This is a genomic window from Pseudomonas lutea, assembly GCF_000759445.1.
In the GTDB taxonomy this organism is placed as follows: Bacteria; Pseudomonadota; Gammaproteobacteria; order Pseudomonadales; family Pseudomonadaceae; genus Aquipseudomonas; species Aquipseudomonas lutea.
Genome location: NZ_JRMB01000001.1, coordinates 855,465 through 877,663, shown reverse-complemented (window position 1 = coordinate 877,663; position 22,199 = coordinate 855,465). Strand labels below are relative to the sequence as shown.

At 61.0% G+C, this 22,199-nt stretch carries 15 protein-coding genes and 1 pseudogene; 13 read left to right on the top strand and 3 right to left on the bottom strand.

The features are described 5' to 3' along the window. Positions 1-366 precede the first annotated feature (366 nt). Positions 367-2,817, top strand: a complete 2,451-nt coding sequence (locus LT42_RS03625) for a PAS domain-containing protein (RefSeq protein ID WP_420806890.1) — start codon at positions 367-369, stop codon at positions 2,815-2,817. Between the two features lie 3 nt (positions 2,818-2,820). Here the strand turns inward: LT42_RS03625 and LT42_RS03620 are convergent, their stop codons facing one another. Continuing rightward, positions 2,821-3,873, bottom strand: coding sequence for a GGDEF domain-containing protein (locus tag LT42_RS03620; RefSeq protein WP_037010024.1), 1,053 nt, complete (start codon positions 3,871-3,873; stop codon positions 2,821-2,823). Between the two features lie 350 nt (positions 3,874-4,223). Further along, positions 4,224-4,523: an ArsR/SmtB family transcription factor gene (locus LT42_RS03615; RefSeq protein ID WP_037012886.1), complete on the bottom strand. Its 300-nt coding sequence runs from the start codon at positions 4,521-4,523 to the stop codon at positions 4,224-4,226. 84 nt (positions 4,524-4,607) lie between these two features. On the opposite strand from LT42_RS03615, the gene LT42_RS03610 reads away from it, so the two are divergent. Together LT42_RS03610 and LT42_RS03605 are read left to right on the top strand one after the other, a co-directional pair. Beyond that, the gene (locus LT42_RS03610) at positions 4,608-5,699 is read left to right on the top strand and encodes an NADH:flavin oxidoreductase/NADH oxidase (protein WP_037010023.1); all 1,092 of its coding nucleotides are present in this window, start codon (positions 4,608-4,610) and stop codon (positions 5,697-5,699) included. Between the two features lie 139 nt (positions 5,700-5,838). Next, positions 5,839-6,717, top strand: a complete 879-nt coding sequence (locus tag LT42_RS03605; protein WP_037010022.1) for a LysR family transcriptional regulator — start codon at positions 5,839-5,841, stop codon at positions 6,715-6,717. Between the two features lie 31 nt (positions 6,718-6,748). On the opposite strand, the gene LT42_RS03600 is transcribed toward LT42_RS03605, so the two are convergent. After that, positions 6,749-7,174 (bottom strand): VOC family protein, encoded by a 426-nt coding sequence (locus tag LT42_RS03600; protein WP_037010021.1) that lies wholly within the window; start codon positions 7,172-7,174, stop codon positions 6,749-6,751. Positions 7,175-7,482: 308 nt separating this feature from the next. On the opposite strand from LT42_RS03600, the gene LT42_RS03595 reads away from it, so the two are divergent. The 10 genes and pseudogenes from LT42_RS03595 (at position 7,483) to LT42_RS03555 (ending at position 22,187) form a co-directional block, all read left to right on the top strand. After that, on the top strand, positions 7,483-7,995 hold the full coding sequence (locus tag LT42_RS03595; protein ID WP_037010019.1) for an acyloxyacyl hydrolase: 513 nt from the start codon (positions 7,483-7,485) through the stop codon (positions 7,993-7,995). A 238-nt stretch (positions 7,996-8,233) separates the two neighbouring features. Continuing rightward, a pseudogene (locus LT42_RS26445) lies at positions 8,234-9,268 on the top strand (HAMP domain-containing protein); the annotation flags it as partial. A 15-nt stretch (positions 9,269-9,283) separates the two neighbouring features. Continuing rightward, positions 9,284-10,123 (top strand): methyl-accepting chemotaxis protein, encoded by an 840-nt coding sequence (locus tag LT42_RS26440; protein ID WP_420806889.1) that lies wholly within the window; start codon positions 9,284-9,286, stop codon positions 10,121-10,123. 126 nt (positions 10,124-10,249) lie between these two features. Continuing rightward, positions 10,250-11,461 (top strand): GGDEF domain-containing protein, encoded by a 1,212-nt coding sequence (locus LT42_RS03585; protein ID WP_037010016.1) that lies wholly within the window; start codon positions 10,250-10,252, stop codon positions 11,459-11,461. A 996-nt stretch (positions 11,462-12,457) separates the two neighbouring features. Further along, on the top strand, positions 12,458-18,073 hold the full coding sequence (locus LT42_RS03580) for a putative Ig domain-containing protein (RefSeq protein ID WP_037010015.1): 5,616 nt from the start codon (positions 12,458-12,460) through the stop codon (positions 18,071-18,073). A gap of 383 nt (positions 18,074-18,456) precedes the next feature. After that, positions 18,457-19,812 (top strand): iron-containing redox enzyme family protein, encoded by a 1,356-nt coding sequence (locus tag LT42_RS03575; protein ID WP_037010014.1) that lies wholly within the window; start codon positions 18,457-18,459, stop codon positions 19,810-19,812. Then, the gene (locus LT42_RS03570; RefSeq protein ID WP_081955300.1) at positions 19,809-20,807 is read left to right on the top strand and encodes a methyltransferase; all 999 of its coding nucleotides are present in this window, start codon (positions 19,809-19,811) and stop codon (positions 20,805-20,807) included. Before LT42_RS03575 ends, LT42_RS03570 begins: the two co-directional genes overlap by 4 nt. Next, positions 20,804-21,133: a hypothetical protein gene (locus LT42_RS03565; RefSeq protein WP_037010012.1), complete on the top strand. Its 330-nt coding sequence runs from the start codon at positions 20,804-20,806 to the stop codon at positions 21,131-21,133. Before LT42_RS03570 ends, LT42_RS03565 begins: the two co-directional genes overlap by 4 nt. Positions 21,134-21,297: 164 nt before the next feature. Then, positions 21,298-21,813: a DUF4142 domain-containing protein gene (locus LT42_RS03560; RefSeq protein WP_037010010.1), complete on the top strand. Its 516-nt coding sequence runs from the start codon at positions 21,298-21,300 to the stop codon at positions 21,811-21,813. A 140-nt stretch (positions 21,814-21,953) separates the two neighbouring features. Then, on the top strand, positions 21,954-22,187 hold the full coding sequence (locus LT42_RS03555; protein WP_052075041.1) for a hypothetical protein: 234 nt from the start codon (positions 21,954-21,956) through the stop codon (positions 22,185-22,187). Positions 22,188-22,199 lie beyond the last annotated feature (12 nt).

The following is a 22,199-nucleotide window of genomic DNA, read 5'->3' as shown; positions in this document are numbered from 1 at the left end:
CCACAGCGCATCCTGCCTCCTGTCTTTCCCCCCGTCCGGCCTGCTTGACCGAAACTTTATCTGTACGGCCCAGTCCTCTTCTAAACCCGTATTGCGTTCTGCCAGTACCCGGCGTAAAACGCTGTGCGCCGCATCCTCCTGACGCCGGCGACCGAAAACCAGCACGCCACGGGTCAATACGGCCTCAGGTCACGACGTTATTTCGCAGGTGAAATCTTGAAGCATCTGACCCGGGAAGAGCTTGAGGCTGAAGTGCAGCGGCTGCGGTTGGCATTGCAAGCACGTGAAACGGCGTTCCTCGGCGCGTCCGCCACGTGCGAAAGTCAGAACATCGCCGCCGCTGCGCAACACTCGTCCGAGGACAGCGTGCCTTCACTCGCAGACCTCACCCACGATGACGCCCAGTTACGCTATCGCCTCGCTGTCAAAGCCACCAATGACGCCATTTGGGACTGGGACCTCAGAGCGGATCACGTGTTGTGGAACGACGCGCTGGAGCGGGTGTACGGGCACTCTCTAGCGACTATTGGTAAAACCGGGGAATGGTGGCTTGCCCAGATTCACCCGGAGGACCGTGACCGCGTCTCCGTCTCCATCCACAACGTCATCGACGGTGCGGACACCGGCTGGAACGAGGAGTACCGGTTCCGTCGCGCGGACGGCTCGTTCGCCCAGGTCCTGGACCGGGGGCACGTCAGCCGGGACGCTGATGGCAACGCCGAGCGGATGATCGGCGCCATGCTCGACCTCTCGGCGATTCGCGACACGCAGGCGGCGTTACGCCAGAGTGAGGAGCGATTCAGGACCATTCTCGAAACGGTCGAGGCCGCGTTTGCGATCGTCCAGGTCAAATTCGATGCCGACGACAAACCGGTCGATTACCGCTTTGTCGAAGCCAATCCCGCCTTCGAACGCGAGGCCGGGGTCAACCTGCGCGGCAAGTGGGTAACGGAGTTTGCCCCCGATCTGGAGCAGTTCTGGTTCGACACCTATGGACGCGTGGCCAAGACCCGTGTGCCGACCAATTTCGAGAGTTACGCCAAAGCGTTCGAGCGCTGGTTCGACGTGCGCGCCGTTCCGGTGGGCGACCCGGACGAGCGCCAGATCGCGATCATCTTCAACGACGTGACCGGAAGACGCGACGCCGAAGAGCGCCTGCGCCAGAGCGAAGCCATCGCCCGGGCCAACGTGGAACGCGTGCAGCTGGCGCTGGAAGCCGGGGCAATCTTTGGCACCTGGCACTGGGACTTGAGCAGCGACAGCTTCACGGTGGACGAGGCGTTCGCTCGCGCTTTCGGACTGGACCCTGCCCTGGGCCACGAAGGGCTGACCCTTGACCAGGTCATCGTCACGGTGCACCCCGAAGACAAAGTCGGGCTGATGGCCGCGATTGAAGAGGTCATCGCCCGCGGCGGGGCCTATGCGCACCAGTATCGGGTGCGCCGGGCCGACGGCAAGTACTACTGGATCGAGGCAAACGGCCGCGTCGAACTCAGTGAAGAAGGCGTTCCACTGAGGTTCCCCGGCGTGCTGATCGATGTCCAGGAACGGCGATCCGTGGAGGCGCAGCGCGACCTGGCGACTGCCGCGCTGCGAGCGCTCAACGAAACACTGGAGCAACGCGTGGCCGAACGCACCACCGCCCTTATGCAGTCTGAAGAAAAGCTGCGCCAGTCGCAGAAGATGGAGGCCGTCGGGCAACTGACCGGCGGGCTCGCCCATGATTTCAATAATCTGCTGGCCGGCATCTCGGGATCGCTGGAACTGCTGGGTGCGCGCATGGCCCAGGGCCGCCTGGCGGATGTCGACCGCTACCTGACCACCGCGCAAGGCGCAACCCGACGCGCCGCCGCCCTGACCCACCGTTTGCTGGCATTTTCCCGCAGACAAACCCTTGATCCCCGTCCCACCGACGTCAATGCATTGGTCGCCGGCATGACAGAACTGATCCAGCGCACCGTGGGGCCGAGCATCCAGGTGCAAACACTGGGGGCGGCCGACGGCTGCGTTGCCCAGGTCGACGCGAGCCAGCTGGAGAATGCGCTGCTCAATTTATGCATCAATTCGCGCGATGCCATGCGCGACGGCGGGCTGATCACCATCGAAACCAGTCATCACCGGGTCATTGACGCCGAAGCCGCTGCGCTGGATATCCCCGAGGGTGACTACCTGACCCTGAGCGTCACCGACACCGGGACCGGCATGCCCGAGGACGTCGTGGCCAAGGCGTTCGATCCATTCTTCACCACCAAACCCATCGGCCAGGGCACCGGCCTGGGCTTGTCGATGATTTACGGTTTCGCCAAGCAGTCAGGTGGCCAGGTGCGTATTACCTCGGTGGTCGGCCAGGGCACGACGCTGTGCATTTACCTCCCTCGCTATCACGGCGCGGCGAGCGCAAGCGACGGCGATGCGTCACAGTCGACCAACGAGGGCACCGGTGTCGGTGAGACCATTCTGGTGGTCGATGATGAGCCCACGGTGCGCATGCTGGTGACCGAGGTATTGGCCGATCTGGGTTACACGCTGATCGAAGCGGCTGACAGCGTGGGCGGGCTGAATCTGCTGCGCTCGGACATGCGCATTGACATGCTGGTCACCGATGTCGGCTTGCCCGGAGGCATGAACGGCCGTCAGATGGCGGACGCTGCCCGGGAAATCCGGCCCGGGCTGAGAACCCTGTTCATCACCGGCTACGCTGAAAGCGCGGCCGTCGGTGCAGGCCAGTTGGAGCCCGGCATGCAGGTGCTGACCAAACCGTTCGCCATCGAAACGCTGACGGCGCGCGTACGGGAAATGATGAACCTGCCCGCCTGACGGCTACTGCGCCAGCATCACGCGGTTACGCCCTTCCTGCTTGCCCTCGTACAAGCGCTGATCCGCACGGTTCAGCGCGTCCCGGAAGGCTTCTCCCTCCTCCACTGTCGCCACGGCCAGTGTCGCGGTCAGGGTCAGGGTGACCTGGCGGATCGCACCGCCCTGCTCGCGCAACTGCGTGAGGATGCGTTCGGCAATCAGCCGCGCATCTTCCAGAGGGGTGTCCGGCATCAGCACCAGAAACTCTTCCCCGCCCCAGCGCGCCGCGATGTCCGTGGTGCGCACGCAACTGGCGATGATGTCGGCCACCTGCTGCAACACCACGTCGCCCAAATCGTGGCCGTGCTGATCGTTGATCTGCTTGAAGTGGTCGATGTCGATCAACACCAGCGCGGTGGGAACCTCGCGCCGGCTTGCGCCCAGCTGACGAAAGCGCTGCAGCACCCGGCGTCGGGTGTAGAGGTTGGTCAGGCTGTCGCGGTGGGCGGAATGGTAAAGATTCATGTGCATCGACAGGTTGAAACGTACCGAGAGCGCGGTCGCATGCAGCAGCAGCGCGGTCGCGGTCAGCGCGTTGATGGCGCCGAACAGGTCTTGCGCGTCTTCGCTGATGCTGGTCACCGGCACTTTGTTGCGCATCAGGTAGCCACCGACGGTGACGAGGAGCACGGCGGCGCTCAGGCATCCCCGACGCACCGGTGAGGAATGAAACCCGAACGCAATGATCGGCACGATACAGAACACATACAGATGGAAGTTGCTGTCCCAGCCGAGCCGCCAGGTGGCGATGGCGGCGTGGGCAATGATCTCGATGCTGATCAGCATGCCGGCGCAGCGGTACAAACGGTGCTTGATGGCCAGCAGGCAGGCGATGTAGGCCAGGACGCTGACGGCGTTGGTGATCCACATCACCCGCAGCCCGACGATCAGGAACAGCCCCAGCAGCAATACGTGGATCGCAAAGGCGATCTGCACGATGGGGATGATGTGTTTCCAGTATTCGGCGGTGGCTTCCCGAGTGACCTGGGTGCGGTCATCGGCGGTAAGGCTGTTCATCAAGGTTTCTCGGCGCGAATTAATACGATAGGTGGCAGGGAGTAGCTAAGAACAGTGTGCGGGAAGCTGCAACGCGGCCCCGAGAATTAGCTTGAGGGAGGATGCAATTCGCTTGATCTGATTACCGGGCAATTTCGAAGTCAGGCATTTTGCCACTATTTTATCGGCGCGCTGTATAAAACTCCTTGAAACGCGAAGCTGTCGCTTATTTGCCGAGAAAAGGGTATGTGCATGCCGGAAAGGACTTGAGCCGAGGTTAACAACCGGCACGAAAAAAAATGGCCCGATCGAGTGATCGGGCCATTTTCGTTTCAGCGCCAGTGCATCGTTACCGCAACGTTACCGCAACGTCAGTGCTGAGCCAGGATGCAGCGCAACAAACCTGGGAAGCGCACTTCCAGCTCGTCCGACCGCAAAGAGTTCATGTGCGTGGTGCCAATATTTCGCGTGTGCACCAGGCCCGCGTCGCGCAGCACCCGAAAGTGATGAGACATGCTGGACTTGGGTCGCCCGCCGTCGAGTTCGCCACAGGTGGCTTCGGCGACAGACGAAAGACAGCGAACGATGTCGAGGCGCACAGGGTCACTTAAGGCGTAAAGCAAACGCTCAAGTGTGAGTTCGGTAGGTGACGGGTGTTTGAAGGCGCGCATGCGCACATCATAGCGGGGGGTTTCCTCCTGCGCCATATTTCGAATACTATCGAACAAGCGAATTCAATCATCAGGAGTATTTCCATGTCTGCACTGTTCGAACCCTTCACGCTGAAGGACGTGACCCTGCGTAACCGCATCGCCATTCCTCCAATGTGCCAGTACGTCGCAGACAACGGCGTCATTAACGATTGGCACCACGTGCACCTGGCGAGCATGGCACGCGGCGGCGCGGGTCTGGTGGTCGTCGAGGCGACTGCGGTCTCCCCTGAAGGCCGGATCACCCCGGGCTGCGCCGGTATCTGGAGCGACGAGCACGCCCAGGCGTTCATCCCTGCGGTGCAGGCGATCAAGGCAGCGGGCTCGATCCCGGGCATTCAGATTGCCCACGCCGGCCGCAAGGCCAGCGCCAACCGTCCCTGGGAAGGTGACGACCACATGGCAGCCGACGATACCCGCGGCTGGCAGACCATCGCGCCCTCGCCCATCGCTTTTGGTGCAAACCTGCCGAAAGTCCCGCAGGAAATGACGCTGCACGACATCGCCCGGGTCAAGCAGGACTTTGTCGATGCCGCACGGCGCGCACGCGAAGCTGGCTTCGAATGGATCGAGCTGCATTTCGCCCACGGTTACCTGGGCCAGAGTTTCTTCTCCGAACATTCCAACCAGCGTACTGACGCCTACGGCGGCAGCTTCGACAACCGCAGCCGCTTCCTGCTGGAAACCCTTGCCGCCGTGCGCGAAGTCTGGCCGGAAAACCTGCCACTGACCGCACGCTTCGGTGTGATCGAGTACGACGGTCGTGACGAGCAGACCCTCACCGAATCCATCGAACTGGCGCGGCGCTTCAAGGCCGGCGGCCTGGACCTGCTGAGCGTCAGCGTCGGCTTTACCATCCCGGAGACCAACATTCCGTGGGGCCCGGCGTTCATGGGCCCGATCGCTGAGCGCGTGCGCCGCGAGGCCGATATCCCGGTGACCTCGGCGTGGGGCTTTGGCGATCCGAAACTGGCCCAGGCGGCCGTGCAGAATGGTCAGCTGGACCTGGTGTCGATCGGCCGTGCGCACCTGGCTGATCCGCACTGGGCGTATTTCGCCGCCAAGGAACTGGGCGTCGACAAAGCGTCCTGGACCCTGCCAGCACCGTACGCGCACTGGCTCGAACGCTACCGTTAAGCGTCCTGCCACTGAAAATGCCGCCCTCCGGGGCGGCATTTTTATTTGCGCGCGCAGCTGGGTATGATCCGCTGCCGGCCGCTTCAAGGCCGCTGTGCAACGGCTCACACACGACTTCACCACCGCCCAGGACCTGACGATGATCAGAGAGCTGAAAACCTTCGTCTGCGTCGCCCGCCGAGGCACCTTCGCGGCTGCGGGCCGTGAAGTGGGACTGACCCAGTCGGCGGTCAGCGCGCAAATCAAGAACCTGGAAGACACTTTGGGCGTCAGCCTGTTCGACCGCACCGGTCGCGCCGCCACGCTCAATGCAGCCGGGCAACGCGCGGTGACGCTGGCCGAAGAGATGCTTCAGCTGTTCGTGCGAATGGGCACCCCCGACAGCGCCAATGACTTTCGGGGCTCATTGCGCATTGGCGCAATCAGCACCGCGCAGACCGGCATCCTGCCTCAGGCCCTGGTGGCCCTGCGCAGCAAGGCGCCGTTCATCGAAGCCAGCCTGATACCCGGCGTGTCGCTGAACCTGCTCAGCCAGGTCGACGCCGGCGAGCTTGACCTGGTGATCATGATCAAACCGCCGTTTGCGTTACCCAAGGAATTGCACGCCGAGGTGATTGCCCGGGAGCCCTTCGTGCTGGTCGCACCGCTTGATCTGGAGGGAGACGACCCGCGACAGTTGCTCAGCGAGCAACCGTTCATTCGCTACGATCAACGCTCGTTCGGTGGCCGGCGGGTGACTCAATTTCTGCGCGAACGCAAACTCGAGGTCCGGCAAACGCTGGAACTCGACGAACTGGACGCCATCGTCAAAATGGTTCGAGCAGGCCTGGGCGTGGCGCTGGTGCCGATGGCCGGCTTATGGCTTGAGCATGCCCGGGACGTGCGGGTTATCGATCTGGGCGAGATGGTTTTCTTTCGCGAAATCGTGCTGGTGACCAAATACCTGCAGCGGCAGTCGCCGCTTCAGGCGCTGTTCCGCACCTGCGTGATCGACACGCTGACGGGCCAGGCGCGCTAGCGGCGTCAGGCCCGCTGCTTCAATGGCGCGATTACTTGGCGAACAACTGACTCATGTCCTTGAACGCCTTGAATTCAAGCGCATTGCCACAGGGATCGAATAGAAACATCGTCGCCTGCTCCCCCACCTGCCCCTGAAAGCGGATGTACGGTTCGATCACAAAGGAGGTGCCGCGATCGCGAAGACGCTGCGCCAGCGCCTCCCACTGCTCCCAGTGCAGAATGATGCCGAAGTGTGGCACCGGCACGTCATGGCCATCCACGGCGTTGGAATGCACTGATTCCTGGGAAGTGGTTTTGGGGTGCTCGTGGATGACCAACTGATGACCATAGAAGTCGAAATCCACCCATTGTTCGCTGGAACGGCCCTCCGAGAGGCCGAACACGTCACCGTAGAAATGCCGCGCGGCCGCAAGGTCATAAACAGGGATAGCGAGGTGGAACGGCGAAAGGCTCATCGTAGGGTCCTTGGGTCGGAACTAAGTAAGCCCATTGTTGAGATTAAATACGTTTGACGAAAGCGGAATTTTTTACTGCCGAGCCCCAATATTATTGATCAATGCAGAGCATCACCGCGGCATCCGTTCGTTAGGAAAGTGTCGGGGCGATGGCAAAACTGTTAGCTCGACGGGTTTGGCAGAAGCGAGGAACGCCGCCGAGCAGGAAAAATGTGAACCCAAATGGAACTTAGTAGTGGCACTATGCCTCATATCCGTTCGAGTGAGCTGTACCCCGGGTCCCATTTACAATTTTCGGCAGTTAAATCATGAAAAAATTATTGCTTGCTGCGCTGTGCCTGTCCTCACTGGCAATGAATGCCAACGCAACCCAGATGTCCGGCGCCCTGGGTGCCACCAGTCAAGGCGGGGTCACTGCCCGCGTGGGACTGGGTTTTGACTGGGACAAGGCCTGGCTTGAAAGCTCGACGGGCAAACTGACCGGCTACTGGGACTTGGGTTACACCTACTGGGAAGCCGGTAAACAAGCCGGTGCACGTCACTCGGTGTCCTTCGCTCCGGTGTTCGTGTATGAATTTGGCAGCGGCCAGATCAAGCCGTTTATCGAAGCGGGCGTGGGTGTTTCCATGTTCACCGGTGCCAGTGCCGGCGATCAGAAGTTCGGCTCCGCTTTCAACTTCGAGGATCGCCTGGGCGCCGGCCTGAAGTTCGGCGACACCCAACGCGTGGCCCTTCGGGTCACCCACTACTCCAATGCCGGCATCAAAGAACCAAACGACGGTATCGAATCCTACGCGCTGGTCTACAGCCATACGCTTTGAGTGATTAACCCAGCTAAACGCTATCAAGCGGTGTGCCACTCGGCTGCCGCTTGCTCCCTGTCTCACCCTCGCTTTTTCGCCCATGGGCCTCCTTCTCCCTCCCCTCCCGCGACCGGTTGTCCGATTCCACTCAAATAGAGGTGATTAGTTGGAGGACGGTCTTCATCTATAGAAACCCCAGCCGATAGCCCCGTTGACTGTGTTTCTTTCCCTGCAACACCTTGAAGGCTCGTACGGCATGACCAAATCCCTGAAATTCAGCCACAAAATCCTGCTGGCGGCCTCGCTGGTGGTGATCGCGGCGTTTAGCTTGTTCACCCTTTACAACGATTATCTGCAACGCAATGCCATCCGGAATCAGCTTAGGGAAAGTCTGAACCAGATGGGCGAAAGCACGGCGGGTAATATCCAGAACTGGATGTCGGGACGCATCCTGCTGGTGGAAAACGTGGCCGAAGCGGCCGCCACATCGCAATCCCAGGACGCGCTTAACCGCCAGCTCGGCCAGCCGACCCTGATCTCGACATTCATGAGCATCTATCTGGGCAAAAATGACGGCTCATTTTTTACCCAGCCGCCTGACGACATGCCCGGCGACTACGACCCGCGCACCCGTCCGTGGTACACCGACGCGGTGAAGGCTGGCAAAACCACGCTGACGGAACCGTATCTGGACGCCGTGACCAAAGGCCTGATCGTGACCATTGCCACACCGGTCAAAGGCCCGTCCGGTGTCAGCGGTGTGGCGGGTGGCGACTTGAGTCTCGAAGTACTGGTCAAAATGATCAGCGCGTTGCACTTGCAAAACGACGGCCACGCCTTTCTGGTTGACGCCAACGGCCGCATCCTCGTCCACCCGGACACCTCGCTGGTCATGAAAACCCTGGCCGAGGTTTACCCCGATGCGACGCCTCGCCTGTCACAGGACATCAGCGAGAGCGAGCACGCCGGCCGCACGGAGATCATCACCTTCGCCCACGTCAACGGCCTGCCTTCAGTGAACTGGTACGTCGGCATCGCCGTCGACAAAGCACAGGCCTACGCCGCGCTGGGCGATTTCCGTACTTCGGCCATCGTCGCCACGGTGATTGCCGTGGTGCTGATCATCCTGCTGCTCGGTGTGCTGCTGAACGTGCTGATGCGTCCGCTGAACACCATGGGCCGGGCGATGCACGACATTGCTGCCGGCGAAGGTGATCTGACCAAGCGTCTGGAAATCCTCAGCCAGGATGAGTTCGGTTACTTGGGCAACGGCTTCAACCTCTTCGTCGGGCGAATCCATGATTCGATGCGTCAAGTCGCCTCCTCCACCGTACAGCTGAATGAAGTGGCCCTGCGCGTGGTGAGTGCATCGAACTCCTCGATGCTGAACTCGGATCAACAAGCCAACCGTACCAGCAGCGTGGCAGCGGCAATCAACGAACTCGGCGCTGCGGCGCAGGAAATCGCGCAGAACGCCGCGATGGCCTCGGGGCATTCCAGCGATGCGCGCGATCTGGCTTCAAACGGTCAGGCGGTGGTGGGTCAAAACATTCAAGCGATGAACCGGTTGTCCACGCGCATCAGCGGCGCCAGCGAGCAGATTGAACAGCTCAACGCCAAGACCGCCAACATCGGGCAGATTCTCGAAGTCATCACCGGGATTTCCCAGCAGACGAATCTGCTGGCGCTCAACGCGGCCATTGAAGCCGCGCGTGCCGGTGAAGCCGGCCGTGGGTTCGCCGTGGTGGCTGACGAGGTCCGCAGCCTGGCTCATCGCACCCAGGAATCGGCGAGCCAGGTGCAGAAGATGATCGAGGAGCTGCAACTGGGTGCGCGTGAAGCGGTGGCGATCATGAACGACAGTCAGCGCGAGAGCCATGAAAGCGTCAGCATCGCCAATCAGGCCGGTACCAGCCTGGAGAGCGTGACCGTGCGCATTGGCGAGATTGATGCCATGAACCAGTCGGTGGCCACTGCAACGGAGGAGCAGACGTCGGTGGTCGAGGCCATCAATGTCGACATCACCGAGATCAATACGCTTAACCAGGAAGGCGTTGAAAACCTGCAAGCGACGTTACGCGCCTGTGCTGACCTGGAAAGTCAGTCGGCACGCTTGACTCAGCTGGTCGGCAGCTTCCGCATCTAAATTGGCGCCTGTTTTTTCGGGTGACCGGTGAGGACCAACGGCACCCGAAACGTATTCCGACGAAATGATGGCACTAAGGCATCACTCATCTGTCATAGTCCGGTCAACTCACCCTTTTGGTGCATCATGCTTTCCTTTGTCCTCGACCGCCCTGGCCCCAACGATGCGCAAGTCCTCGCCGAGGTCGACCGCACTATCGCGTCGCGCTTCCGTGGCCTGCGTTTCAGTGCCGAACTGGAGTCACGGTATGAGGCCGAAACCCTTGAACAGCGGCGGCGGTTTCTGACAGCGGTCGGTATTACCGGCGGCATCATTTACAACGTGTTCATGGTCAGCGACTGGCTGAGTCTCAACGACATGTTTGCCTACGTGGCGCTTGGGCGGGTTTTCCTGATCACGCCCTTGTTTATCTTCCTGACGGTGATCGTGCTTCGCGCCAAGACCCGTGCGGTTGTGGAAGCGGCCGCAGGGACCGGCACTGTGCTGTGCTCGCTGATGCCGCTGGTGGTGATGATCTTCAGCGAGAGTCCGTTCCGGCTGCATTACCAGCTGGGCATGCTGTTGATCATGGTTTACTGCACGGTGATTCAACAGTTGCCGATCCGCTACTCGGCCGTAGCGATGGCATTCATGCTGACGTTCCAGCTGGTGACCACTTACATCGCCGACTTCGCCGACTTTCAGATCTGGCAGGCCAACGCGCTGCTGTTTGTGTCGACCGTCGCGTTGCTGCTGATGGCGTCCTGGTTTCTGGAGCACGGCAGTCGGCTGAGTTATCTGTTTGCGCTGCGTGGGCGGTTGCTGCAGAAGCAACTGCTGGAACTGGCGCGCATCGATTCCCTTACGCAGCTGTTCAATCGGCGGTTTCAGGGTGAGGTGTTGGCGTCCCTGTGGAGCCGGGCTGCGGAGGTGCCGATGAATGTCGCGGTGATCCTGCTGGACATCGATCACTTCAAATCCTACAACGACAACTATGGGCATCTGCAGGGCGACACGTGCCTGCGGCTGCTCAGCGGGGTCATTCAGCGCACCGCGAACAAGGCTGACGCATTGACCTTCAGGTTTGGCGGCGAGGAGATACTGGTGTTGATGACCCATGCCCATCCGGCTCAGGCGCGGGCGCTGGCGGAAAACCTGCGTTCCGCGGTGTCAGCGCTCAACGTGCCACACCCGGCGCTGGGCGCTGGCGCCAAAGTCACCATCAGCCTCGGGGTCGCGGTTGCCAATGCGCCTCAGATCAGCGCCGAAGCACTGATCGCCATGGCCGACAAAGCCTTGTACGCCGCCAAACGCGAAGGCCGCGACTGCCTGCGCTGCGCCCCGGCGGAAGTGGCCTGATCGTCAATCGCGACCGCTAACGCCTTCCCGGCTGAAGCCGGTCCCACGAAAAACGCACAAACCACCCCAATGCCCCGTATCACCCAATGCGTACCCTTCACCCCAATGCGTACGTATCAGCCCAGTGCGTACGTATCACCCAACGCGTACCCGTCACGACAATGCGAACGTGTCACCCCAATGCGGACGTGTCCCAATGCGAACGTGTCACCTGATGCGTACGCCTAACCCGAAACGGCGGACCTGTTGGATGCACACGGTCCCACTGTAGGAGCCGGCTTGCTGGCGAACCCGCTGTGTCAAGCGCTGCAGCAGCGAAGGCCAAAACCCTCGCGCCAGCTTCCACCGAAACCAGCCATCGCCACGACTAACCCTTCGCGGGCAAGCGCGCTCCTACGGTCGATCCCGACAAAACATGCAACCGGCGACGTTCAAATGACCCGTAGGAGCCGGCTTGCTGGCGAACCCGCCGGGGCAGACGCTGCAGCGGTGATAGCCAGAACCCTTTCGCCAGCATCCACATACATCGCCGTCGACCGCATTTACCCCTTCGCGGGCAAGCGCGCTCCTACGGTCGATCCCGCCAAAACATGCAACCGGCGACGTTTAAATGACCCGTAGGAGCCGGCTTGCTGGCGAACCCGCCGGGGCAGACGCTGCAGCGGTGATAGCCAGAACCCTTTCGCCAGCATCCACATACATCGCCGTCGACCGCATTTACCCCTTCGCGGGCAAGCGCGCTCCTACAGAAACGTGCACGGCGTAGTTGCAGGGCCAATTGACAGGTTCTAAAACCGCTCGCCGTGCCAGAAAAGCGCACCCTTAATTCGTCAAATACCTGACGTAAAAATCAACCGAAATGTGCCGGTCGTCACAAAACGACGGTTTCCCGACATACGGCTACAACTTTCCCATCCAGTTAGGTCATACCTGCGGTGCAAGCCGATCGGAAATTGGCACGCAGTACGACCACAGCCTGGAACCGGAGATAAGTACATGATTTTTAACGTCCAAAATTTTGGCGCCAAAGGAGATGGCGTCTCTGACGACACCGCGGCGATTCAACAAGCGATTGATGCAGCCGCGGCGGCCGGCGGAGGACAAGTGTACGTACCGCCCGGGACCTACATCGTGACGGGCGGCGAAGAACCGTCTGACGGCTGTCTCATGCTCAAAAGCAACGTCTACATGTACGGCGACGGCATGGGCGTTTCGAACATCAAAGTGGCCGACGGCTCTGACACCAAAATCACCGGCGTCATCCGCTCCGCCTACGGAGAAGAAACCCACGACTTCGGCCTCAGCAACCTGACCATCGACGGCAACCGGGACAACACCACCGGCAAGATCGATGGCTGGTTCAACGGTTTCATTCCTGGCAAGGAAGGCTACGACTCCAACGTCACGCTGGACGGCGTCGAAATCAAGGACTGCTCCGGTTACGGTTTCGACCCGCATGAACAGACCGTCAACATGGTCATCAAGAACAGCGTGTCCCACGGCAATGGCCTGGACGGTTTTGTTGCCGACTTCCTGAGCAACAGCACCTTCGAAAACAACGTCGCCTACGACAACGACCGTCACGGCTTCAACGTCGTGACCAGCACCCACGACTTCACCCTCAGCAATAACGTTGCCTATGGCAACGGCGGCGGCGGAATCGTTGTACAGCGTGGCAGCGAGAACATCCCCTCGCCCAATAACATCACCATCACCGGTGGCGAGGTGTATGACAACGGCGCCGAAGGCGTGCTGATCAAACTGTCCGGCGGCGTCACCCTCACTGGCGTCGACATCCACGACAACAGCAGCGCCGGCGTGCGCATCTACGGCAGCAACAACGTCGACGTCATCAACAACACCCTGAGCAACAACGCCCTGGGTGGCGGCGTGCCGGAAATCATCATTCAGTCCTACGACGACACCAAGGGCGTTTCCGGCAAATATTTCAACGGCAGCGACAACACGGTCCAGGGCAACACCATCAACGGCAGCGCGCTGTCGACTTACGGCGTCGCCGAGCGCAACGAAGACGGCACTGATCGCAACGCCATCATCGGCAACACCATCAGCCACACCACCAAGGGCGACACCCTGGTGTACGGCGATGGCAGCTACGTCAGCGACACCGTGCCGGTCATTGCAGTCCAGGGCACCGATGGCAACGACACCCTGCTGGGCACCGATGCCAACGAGATTTTCTACGGCGCGGCCGGCAATGACACCATCAACGGTGGCGCGGGTGATGACATCGTGATCGGCGGCGCCGGCGTCGACAAGCTCAGCGGCGGCACGGGCGCAGACATCTTCCGCTTCACCAGCGAAACGGACAGCTATCGCAACGCGACCACCAGCTTCGATGACACCATCACCGACTTCGACCCGACCAAGGACAAGATCGACCTCGCCGACCTGGGCTTCACCGGTCTGGGCAACGGCCGTGGCGGCACCTTGCAGGTCAGCTACAGCGCGAGCAACGACCGCACCTACATCAAAGATTACGACGCCGACGCCAACGGCAACCGGTTCGAGCTGATTCTGACGGGCAACCTGGTCAGCTCGCTCACCGCCGACAATTTCATCTTCAACCGCACCCTCACCGGCACCGCCAACAACGATTCTCTGCAGGGCACCGAGGGCAAGGACACACTTCTGGGCCTGGCGGGCAACGACAGCCTGGCGGGCGGCGGCGGTGATGATCGCCTGGACGGCGGCGCCGGTCAGGACACCCTGAGCGGCGGAGCGGGCGCTGACACGTTCGCGTTCTCCAGCCGGCTCGACAGCTACCGCAACTACAATGAAGGCGGCGCTAACCTGGGTGATCTGATCACCGATTTTGATGTCACCGCCGACAAGATCGACCTGTCCAAGCTGGGCTTTACCGCGCTGGCCGACGGCATGAACAACACCGTGTATGCGGTCCTCAACGACGCTGGCGACAAGACCTACATCAAGTCGCTGACGGCCGATGCGGACGGCAACCGGTTCGAGGTTGCGCTCGCGGGCAATTATGTCGACAAGCTGACCAGCGCCAATTTCGTCTTCGCCACCCCGCCGACGGTCAACCAGGCACCTGTGGTGGCCAATCCACTGCTTGATCAGAACGCCACCGAAAACACGCCGTTCAGCTACGTGGTACCGGGCACCAGCTTTACCGACCCGGACAACGACAACCTGAGCTACACCGCGACCCTGGAAGACGGCACCGCCCTGCCGGCCTGGCTGACGTTCGATGCCGCCACGCGCACGTTCAGCGGCACACCGGGCAACACGGCTTCGGGCACCTACGCGATCAAGATCACCGCAAGCGATGCCAGCAACGCCGTGGTCAGCGACAGCTTCACCCTCGCAGTGCAGGACGTCCCGCTGACCCCGGGCGTAATCAACGGCACGCCGGGTAACGACACCCTCACGGGCACTGCGGGCAACGATCAATTGTTCGGGGGCGCGGGCAACGACGTACTCAATGGCGGTGACGGCAACGACGTCATCATCGGCGGTGCCGGCGCAGACAAACTGACCGGTGGCGCGGGTGCGGACGTGTTCCGCTTCACCTCTACCCAGGACAGCTATCGCACCGCCACCAGCAGCGTCAGCGATCAGATCCTTGATTTCGATGCCGCCGCCGACAAGATCGACGTGTCAGCCCTCGGCTACACCGCGCTGGGCAACGGCCAGAACGGCACGCTGCAGGTGACCTACAACGCCGGCAACAACCGCACGTACATCAAGGACAGCGTGGCCGACGCCAACGGCAACCGTTTTGAGCTGTCCCTGGCCGGCAACCTGACCGGCAGTCTCAATGCCAGCCATTTCATCTTTGCCAACCAGAACGTGCCGGTTAACGTCGCACCCGTGGTGGTGATACCGCTGCTCGACCAGAACGCCACCGAAAACTCGCCGTTCACGTACGCCGTCACCAGCAACAGCTTTACCGACGGCAATAACGACACGCTGAGCTATACCGCGACCCTGGCCGATGGCAGCGCCCTGCCCGACTGGCTGACCTTCGACAGCACGCTGCTGACCTTCAGCGGCACGCCGACCAGCACTGCGGCGGGAACTTACACGCTGCTGATCAAGGCCACCGACCCGTCAGGCGCTTCTGTCAGTGACAGCTTTGCCCTGGCGGTGGCCGATGCACCGGCGAGCACCCTCACCGGCACCGACAACGGCGAGACGATCGCCGGCACCGCAGGCGCCGACCTGATCCTGGGTCTGGGTGGCAGCGACACTATTCGCGCCGGCGCCGGGGACGACATCATCGACGGCGGCCTGGGACGTGACGCGCTGTACGGCGGCGAAGGTGCCGACACCTTCCGCTACACCAGCGTCCAGGACAGCTATCGCGACTACAGCACCGGCGGCGTCACGGCCACCGACACGATCTACGACTTTACTCACGGCGTAGACAAGATCGATGTGTCCGGCCTGGGCTTCCTCGGTCTGGGTGACGGCAGCAACGGCACGCTGTACCTGAGCCTGAACGCCGCTGGCGACAAGACGTACATCAAATCCAGCCAGCCCGACGCTGACGGTCATCGCTTCGAGATCGCCCTGAGCGGCAACTACCTCAATACCCTGACCGCCGACGATTTCGTGTTTGGCTCCCGGGCCGATCAGGAGATCTTGTTCCTGCCAACCCTCGGCCAGTCCAATGCGCGTCTGCTGCGCATGACCGAAGATGACAGCCAGTCCGGCACCTCCATGCTGGTGGACGGCTTGAGCAAGTACACCACCTACGACGTGCGCAGTCAGTTCAACGACGCCGACGGCAACGGGATCGACATTGCAGTGGGCGGCAGCACGGTCAACGGCATGTCCACCCTTGGCGCCGAAGAACTGAAGCTGTGCTGGTGGCTGACCGATATCGACCAGCCGGGCCCTGCCCTGTTGCGTGCCGTCGCCCTGCTGAACGACCAGCTCACTGAGCTCAAGTCAATCGACAAGGTGACCATGGGCATCATCTGGGGCCAGGGCGAGGAAGCGGCGCAGGAAATCGCCCGCGCCTCGGACAAGGACGCTGCTGCAGCCGCCTACAAGGCGGCGACCCTGTCGGTGTTCGATTACCTGCACGCGCAGTTCGGCAACTTCAACGTGTACATGATGGAAACCGGTCACTACGACCAGGATGCGGCGCGCGCTCGCGGTTTCTCGGAAGAAAAAATCGCCGGCATCGTTGAGGGCGTTGGCTATGTCCGCGCCGCGCAAGAGGCGATTGCCGCCCAGCGCGACGACGTCAAGCTGGCGGTGGATTACACCGACCTGCCACTGCGCCATGAGGTCGACCCCCTGGTTTACCCGGACGACGTCTGGCACCTGCACGAAGAGTCCGCCGAGATCGTCGGCCAGCGTCTGGCCGACTACATTGCCGACGACCTGGGCTTCCATGGCGACCCGAGCGACAACAACAGCGTGCAGGCAATCTTCGACGGCGCGCAAAACGAAGGCGGCATGATTTTCGGTACTGACCAGGACGACACCCTGGTCGGCTCGGCCGGCAACGACACGCTGGACGGCGACCTCGGGGCCGACACCATGAGCGGTGGCGACGGCAACGACATCTATATCGTCGACAACGCCTTTGACAGCGTTACCGAATCCAGCGACTCACCTTCGCAGATCGACACCGTGCAGGCGTCGGTCAGCTGGACCCTCGGCGCGAATCTGGAGAACCTGGTACTGACGGGCGTTTCCGCCATCGACGGCAACGGCAACGACCTGCGCAACTTCATCACCGGTAACGCGGCAGCCAACGTGATCAACGGCGCAGGCGGGGCCGACAGCATGAGCGGCGGCAACGGCAACGACACTTACTACGTCGACAACAGCGGCGACAGCGTGATCGAAACCAACGCCGATCGTGTCTCTGGCGGCATCGACAGCGTGCACAGCACCCTGGCGACCTTCACCCTGGGCAGCAACGTCGAGAACCTGTACCTGGACAGCAGCGATGCGGCCAACGGTATCGGCAACGCGCTGGACAACGTGCTGTTCGCCGGCATCGGCAACAACGTGCTGGATGGACGTGACGGTAACGACACGGTCTCCTACAGCGGCGCTCAGTCGGGGATCACCGTGACGCTGTCGACCTCGGCGCAGCAGAACACGCTGGGCTCGGGGCTCGATTCGCTCAAGAGCATCGAAAACCTGATCGGCAGTGCCTTTGGTGACACCCTGACCGGCAACAGCGGCGCCAACGTACTCAACGGCGGCGCGGGCAATGACACGCTGGTGGGTGGTTCAGGCAATGACCGTCTGATCGGTGGTCTGGGCACTGACACGCTGACCGGCGGCACCGGAGCCGACACTTATGTGTTCAATTCCGTTGCGGACATGGGTGTGGGCGTATTGCGCGACGTGATCAATGGCTTCAAGACCGCCGAAGGTGACTTGCTCGACTTCAGCGGCCTGGACGCCAATCCGCAGACCCCGGGCATGGACCACTTCACCTTCATCGGCAACAACGCCTTTGACAGCAACGATGCGACCGGCCAGTTGCGTTTCGCCGACGGGATTCTCTACGGCAGCGTCAACGCCGATGCGACCCCTGACTTCGAGATCCAGCTGGTGGGCGTCAAGGAGCTGCATGCCACTGACCTCGTGGTCTGATAAACCGCTGTGAACCCGGACGGCCTCCGCAATGGAGGCCGTTTTTTCGTCTGGCAGTTGTGCGGCATCCTTCTAATAGGAGGGCGCACATACCGGCGTCTTCCCGGCTGAAGCCGGTCCCACTAAGTTGGTGCCACCCACACCGCATATCGGTGTAGGAGCGCGCTTGCCCGCGACCCTCGATCAACCTGCGCCATTCATGCGCCTGACCTACCCTCTCGCAGGAACGCGAGCCCCTACCCCGTCGGGCGTAATTATACTGAGCACTAACTTCGCCTTTCATCGGCAACAGGTGTCGATCATCGACTGCGCTGCAACTCTTTTGAATTTTCGGGAAGCGGCTCCCTCTGACATACATATCAAGAAAAGTCAGCAGGCTATCCATGACCTCTTTACAGCTACTTTCCGAGCGTTCTGCCACGGCGCATGTATCCACCGGCGCCCACTACTCGCTGTACTCCCGTCTGTTGCGTGGACAGGTTGAAGGCGAGCAGGACAACGTGCGTGACTTTCTCCATGAGCAACTGGAGATCGCGAAAAAGCTTCCGTCGAACCTGCCTGCTGACTTGGCCGACCTGTCTGGATGGGTGGCGAGCAACAGCCACTCGGTGGCCGAGCGCTACCGCGTGTATCTGGAAGAGCGCCGCGCAGGCGGCCCTCGCAAATTCTTCACCAACAAAGCCCATGCGCTTTACTTTCTGCAGAGCGTTGCGCCGAGCAAGCTGGTCGATGGCGCCTGGCTTTACGGCACTGTGAAGCACGCCGATGACTGGCGCTATCACGGCCTGATTCGCACTTATCTTGAAGAGTTGGGTGACGGCGAACCTGCACTCAACCACGTGGTGCTGTACCGCAACCTGCTCACCGAACACGACTGCGCACCCATCGCTGCGCTGGACGATGCGTTGTACTTGCAGGGTGCGATTCAACTGGGCCTTGGTCATCTGAGCGATGAGTTTCTGCCCGAGGTGCTGGGCTACAACCTGGGCTACGAGCAACTGCCGCTGCACTTGCTGATCACCTCGTTCGAGCTGAGCGAGTTGGGCATTGATCCTTATTACTTCACCCTGCACGTCACCATCGATAACGCCAGCTCCGGCCATGCCCATAAGGCCGTACAGGCTGTGCTGGACTTGCTGCCCAATGACGACAGCAAAGGCGAATTCCTGCAGCGCCTGCAAGCGGGCTATTTGCTCAACGACCTGGGCCTGGGTTCGACCGACATCGTTCGAGGGTTTGATCTGGAAGAAGAAGTGGTGTCGATGCTGGAGACCAAGAGCACCTTCGGTCAACACATGCATTCGGACTACTGCCGCCTCGAAGGCCGCACCATCAACGACTGGCTTGCCACGCCGGGCCAAAGCCGCCAGCTGTTGACTGCTCTGGAAGACCGAGGCTGGATCAAGCGCAATCAGGACCCTCAGGACAGCCGTTTCTGGCAGCTGATCGACGGGCCGGGCGCCGTGATGTTTGGCGTTTTCAGCGGCTACGAAATGCAGTTGCTCAAGGACTGGATCGCGGGCGACTGGCAAGCGCCGGGCCAGAACAATCCTTTCCGTACGCGCTTTCGCCGCCGCCACGTGGCATCCACCGACACCGGCCGACCAGACGCCTCGCCTGCCCTGCCGTTCGCTGAACTGGTCCGGTTGATCGCGCCCGATGCACATCCGACTCCCGAAGGCCTTGCCGCCACCCGTATCTATGCTCGCCAACTGGCGCAAGGAAGCCTGACTCGATGAATCAGCAGAACGTAATAGAGCCGCAAATCGACACTGAACTCGACGCCCCGGAACTGACCGATGAGAGCCACGACCTCGCCCTTTTGCAACTGGGTCAGCATCTACAAGCCGAGGATTATCGTTTCGTCACGGTTACGCCGCTGACTCACCAGCGGGTCAACGCGCGGGATGAAAATCGGGTAGCCCGCACGCTGCGCGATGTGTTCGGCTGGAGCCGGCCCTTTGAAACCGGCCTGCTCGATGAAACCGAACTGGAAACTCTGCTGGCCAGCGGTATTCTCCGCGCCCACGCTGGCATGTGGGTCAGCGAAGTGCGCTGGTCAAGCCTTGACGACCTGTTGTTCGTCCACTCCGCCTTCCCCACGGTGGCGCATGACTCGGTGTTCTTCGGCCCCGACACCTACCGCTTCGCCCAGGCGATTGAAGACCATTTGCGCACGTCCTCACACCCGATCCGCACCGCCGTCGACATCGGCTGCGGCAGTGGCGTCGGCGCGATTCTGGTTGGCCGGGCCCGTCGCGATGCACACGTACTCGCGGTGGACATCAACCCGACTGCCTTGCGGTTTACCGCCGTCAACGCGTCTCTCGCCAAGGCCGATAACGTGGTTGCCTATCACAGCGACATCCTGGCAGGCACCACGGGCGAATTCGACCTGATCGTCGCCAATCCGCCCTACATGAAAGACACCCAGGAGCGCGCGTACCGCCATGGCGGCGAGCATCTGGGCTCGGAACTGTCGGTGCGCATTCTCGGGCAGGCCATTGAGCGACTGGCGCCAGGCGGCAGCGTGCTGTTGTACACCGGCGCGCCTTCCATCGACGGCGAAGATGTCTTTCTGCAACAGGCTCGGGGGCTGATCGACCGCCCTGATCTTGCCTGGTCCTACCGCGAGATGGACCCGGACGTATTCGGTGAGGAGCTGGAAACCGAGACCTATCAGCAGGCTGACCGCATCGCCGCCGTTGTGCTGACGGTCACGCGGACCCGGTGAGATACCCATCGACGCCGGACGGGCGTTACATCGTCGTCAAGGGTCAGCTGTGGCGCTGCAGCAATCCAGCGCTGGATGAAAATGAACGCCAGCGCTGGGTCAACGCCTTGATGGCAGCGCGTCAGGCGGTCAAAGCGGCGAAGCGGCAGGACGATGCATCGGCCCTCAAAGCCGCCCGCGCCGAGGTGAATGCAGCGAAAATCGCCCTTGGCGAGCGCGGTCCGGTCTGGTGGACGGACGGCTCACCAGACTTCAATCGATACAAGGCAGTTAATACTCCCTACCGCGAGTGGTTCGAGTCGCAAGTGGATCTGCAACTGCACTAATCGGCCGTATCAAGATGCCCTTGATATCCGGTTAACCCGTCGACGAATCCATCCGGGCGATCTGTTTAAAAATTCTCTGAACGTTTTACAAATGGCCCCGTCGGAAAGAATACGGGCGCTTAAAGCGGCTCCTACGAATCAATACACTGAAGAGGAACTTCACGATGAACAAACTATTCAAGACTTCCGCACTGGCTCTGTTGATGGCGGTGGGCAGCCAGGGCGTATTCGCTGCGCAGGATAACGATGACTTCGTGGAAGACGCTTCTGCCAAGGGCGTTGCTGAAGTTGAAGCCGGCAAGTTGGCGCAAGAGAAAGGCACCGCTGCCGACGTGAAAACTTTCGCTGCGATGATGATCAAGGATCACACCGAGGCGAACACCAAGCTCAAAGGCATTGCTGACACCAAGAAGCTGGAAGTGTCCGACAACGCGATGCTGATGGACAAAGCCAAGTCGATGATTCTGGAACTGCGCAGCGCCAAGTCGTTTGATCAGGCCTACGCCAACAATCAGGTTGTTGCACATGAACAGACCATCAAGCTGTTCGAGAAAGAGTCCACTGATGGCAAAGATCCAGAGCTGAAAGCCTTCGCAACTCAGATGCTGCCCAAGTTGAAAGAGCACCTGGTTCACGCTAAAGAACTGGCCAAGGCTCACGGCGGCGACGCTGCCAAGTAAGCCGATTAATCCTTTTAAGGATTAGTACCCGGTTTAGTTGATGAAGGCAGGGTGAAAGCCCTGCCTTTTTTGTGTCTGATGCCATACAAATGCGGGCCTGATACATAGCCCGATCGTTGCACCACAAGCAGGAGCCGGACATGAGCGATGCGATACGCAATCAGATGGCAATCGTGCTCAATCAACTGGACACACTTCGGGCCTGTGTCGAGGCACTCGCCCGTCTGGAACTCAGCGAGGTACCCGAGCTTGCCGGGCACCAGACCGTCGACAATTCGCAAAGCATCGCTCAAGGCTTCGTGACACTTGAGGCCTCCATTGTCGAGATGGAACAGACGTTGGCGATGCTAGCGGAGGCCACCGAGCAGCGTTAGGTAAAGGGAGAG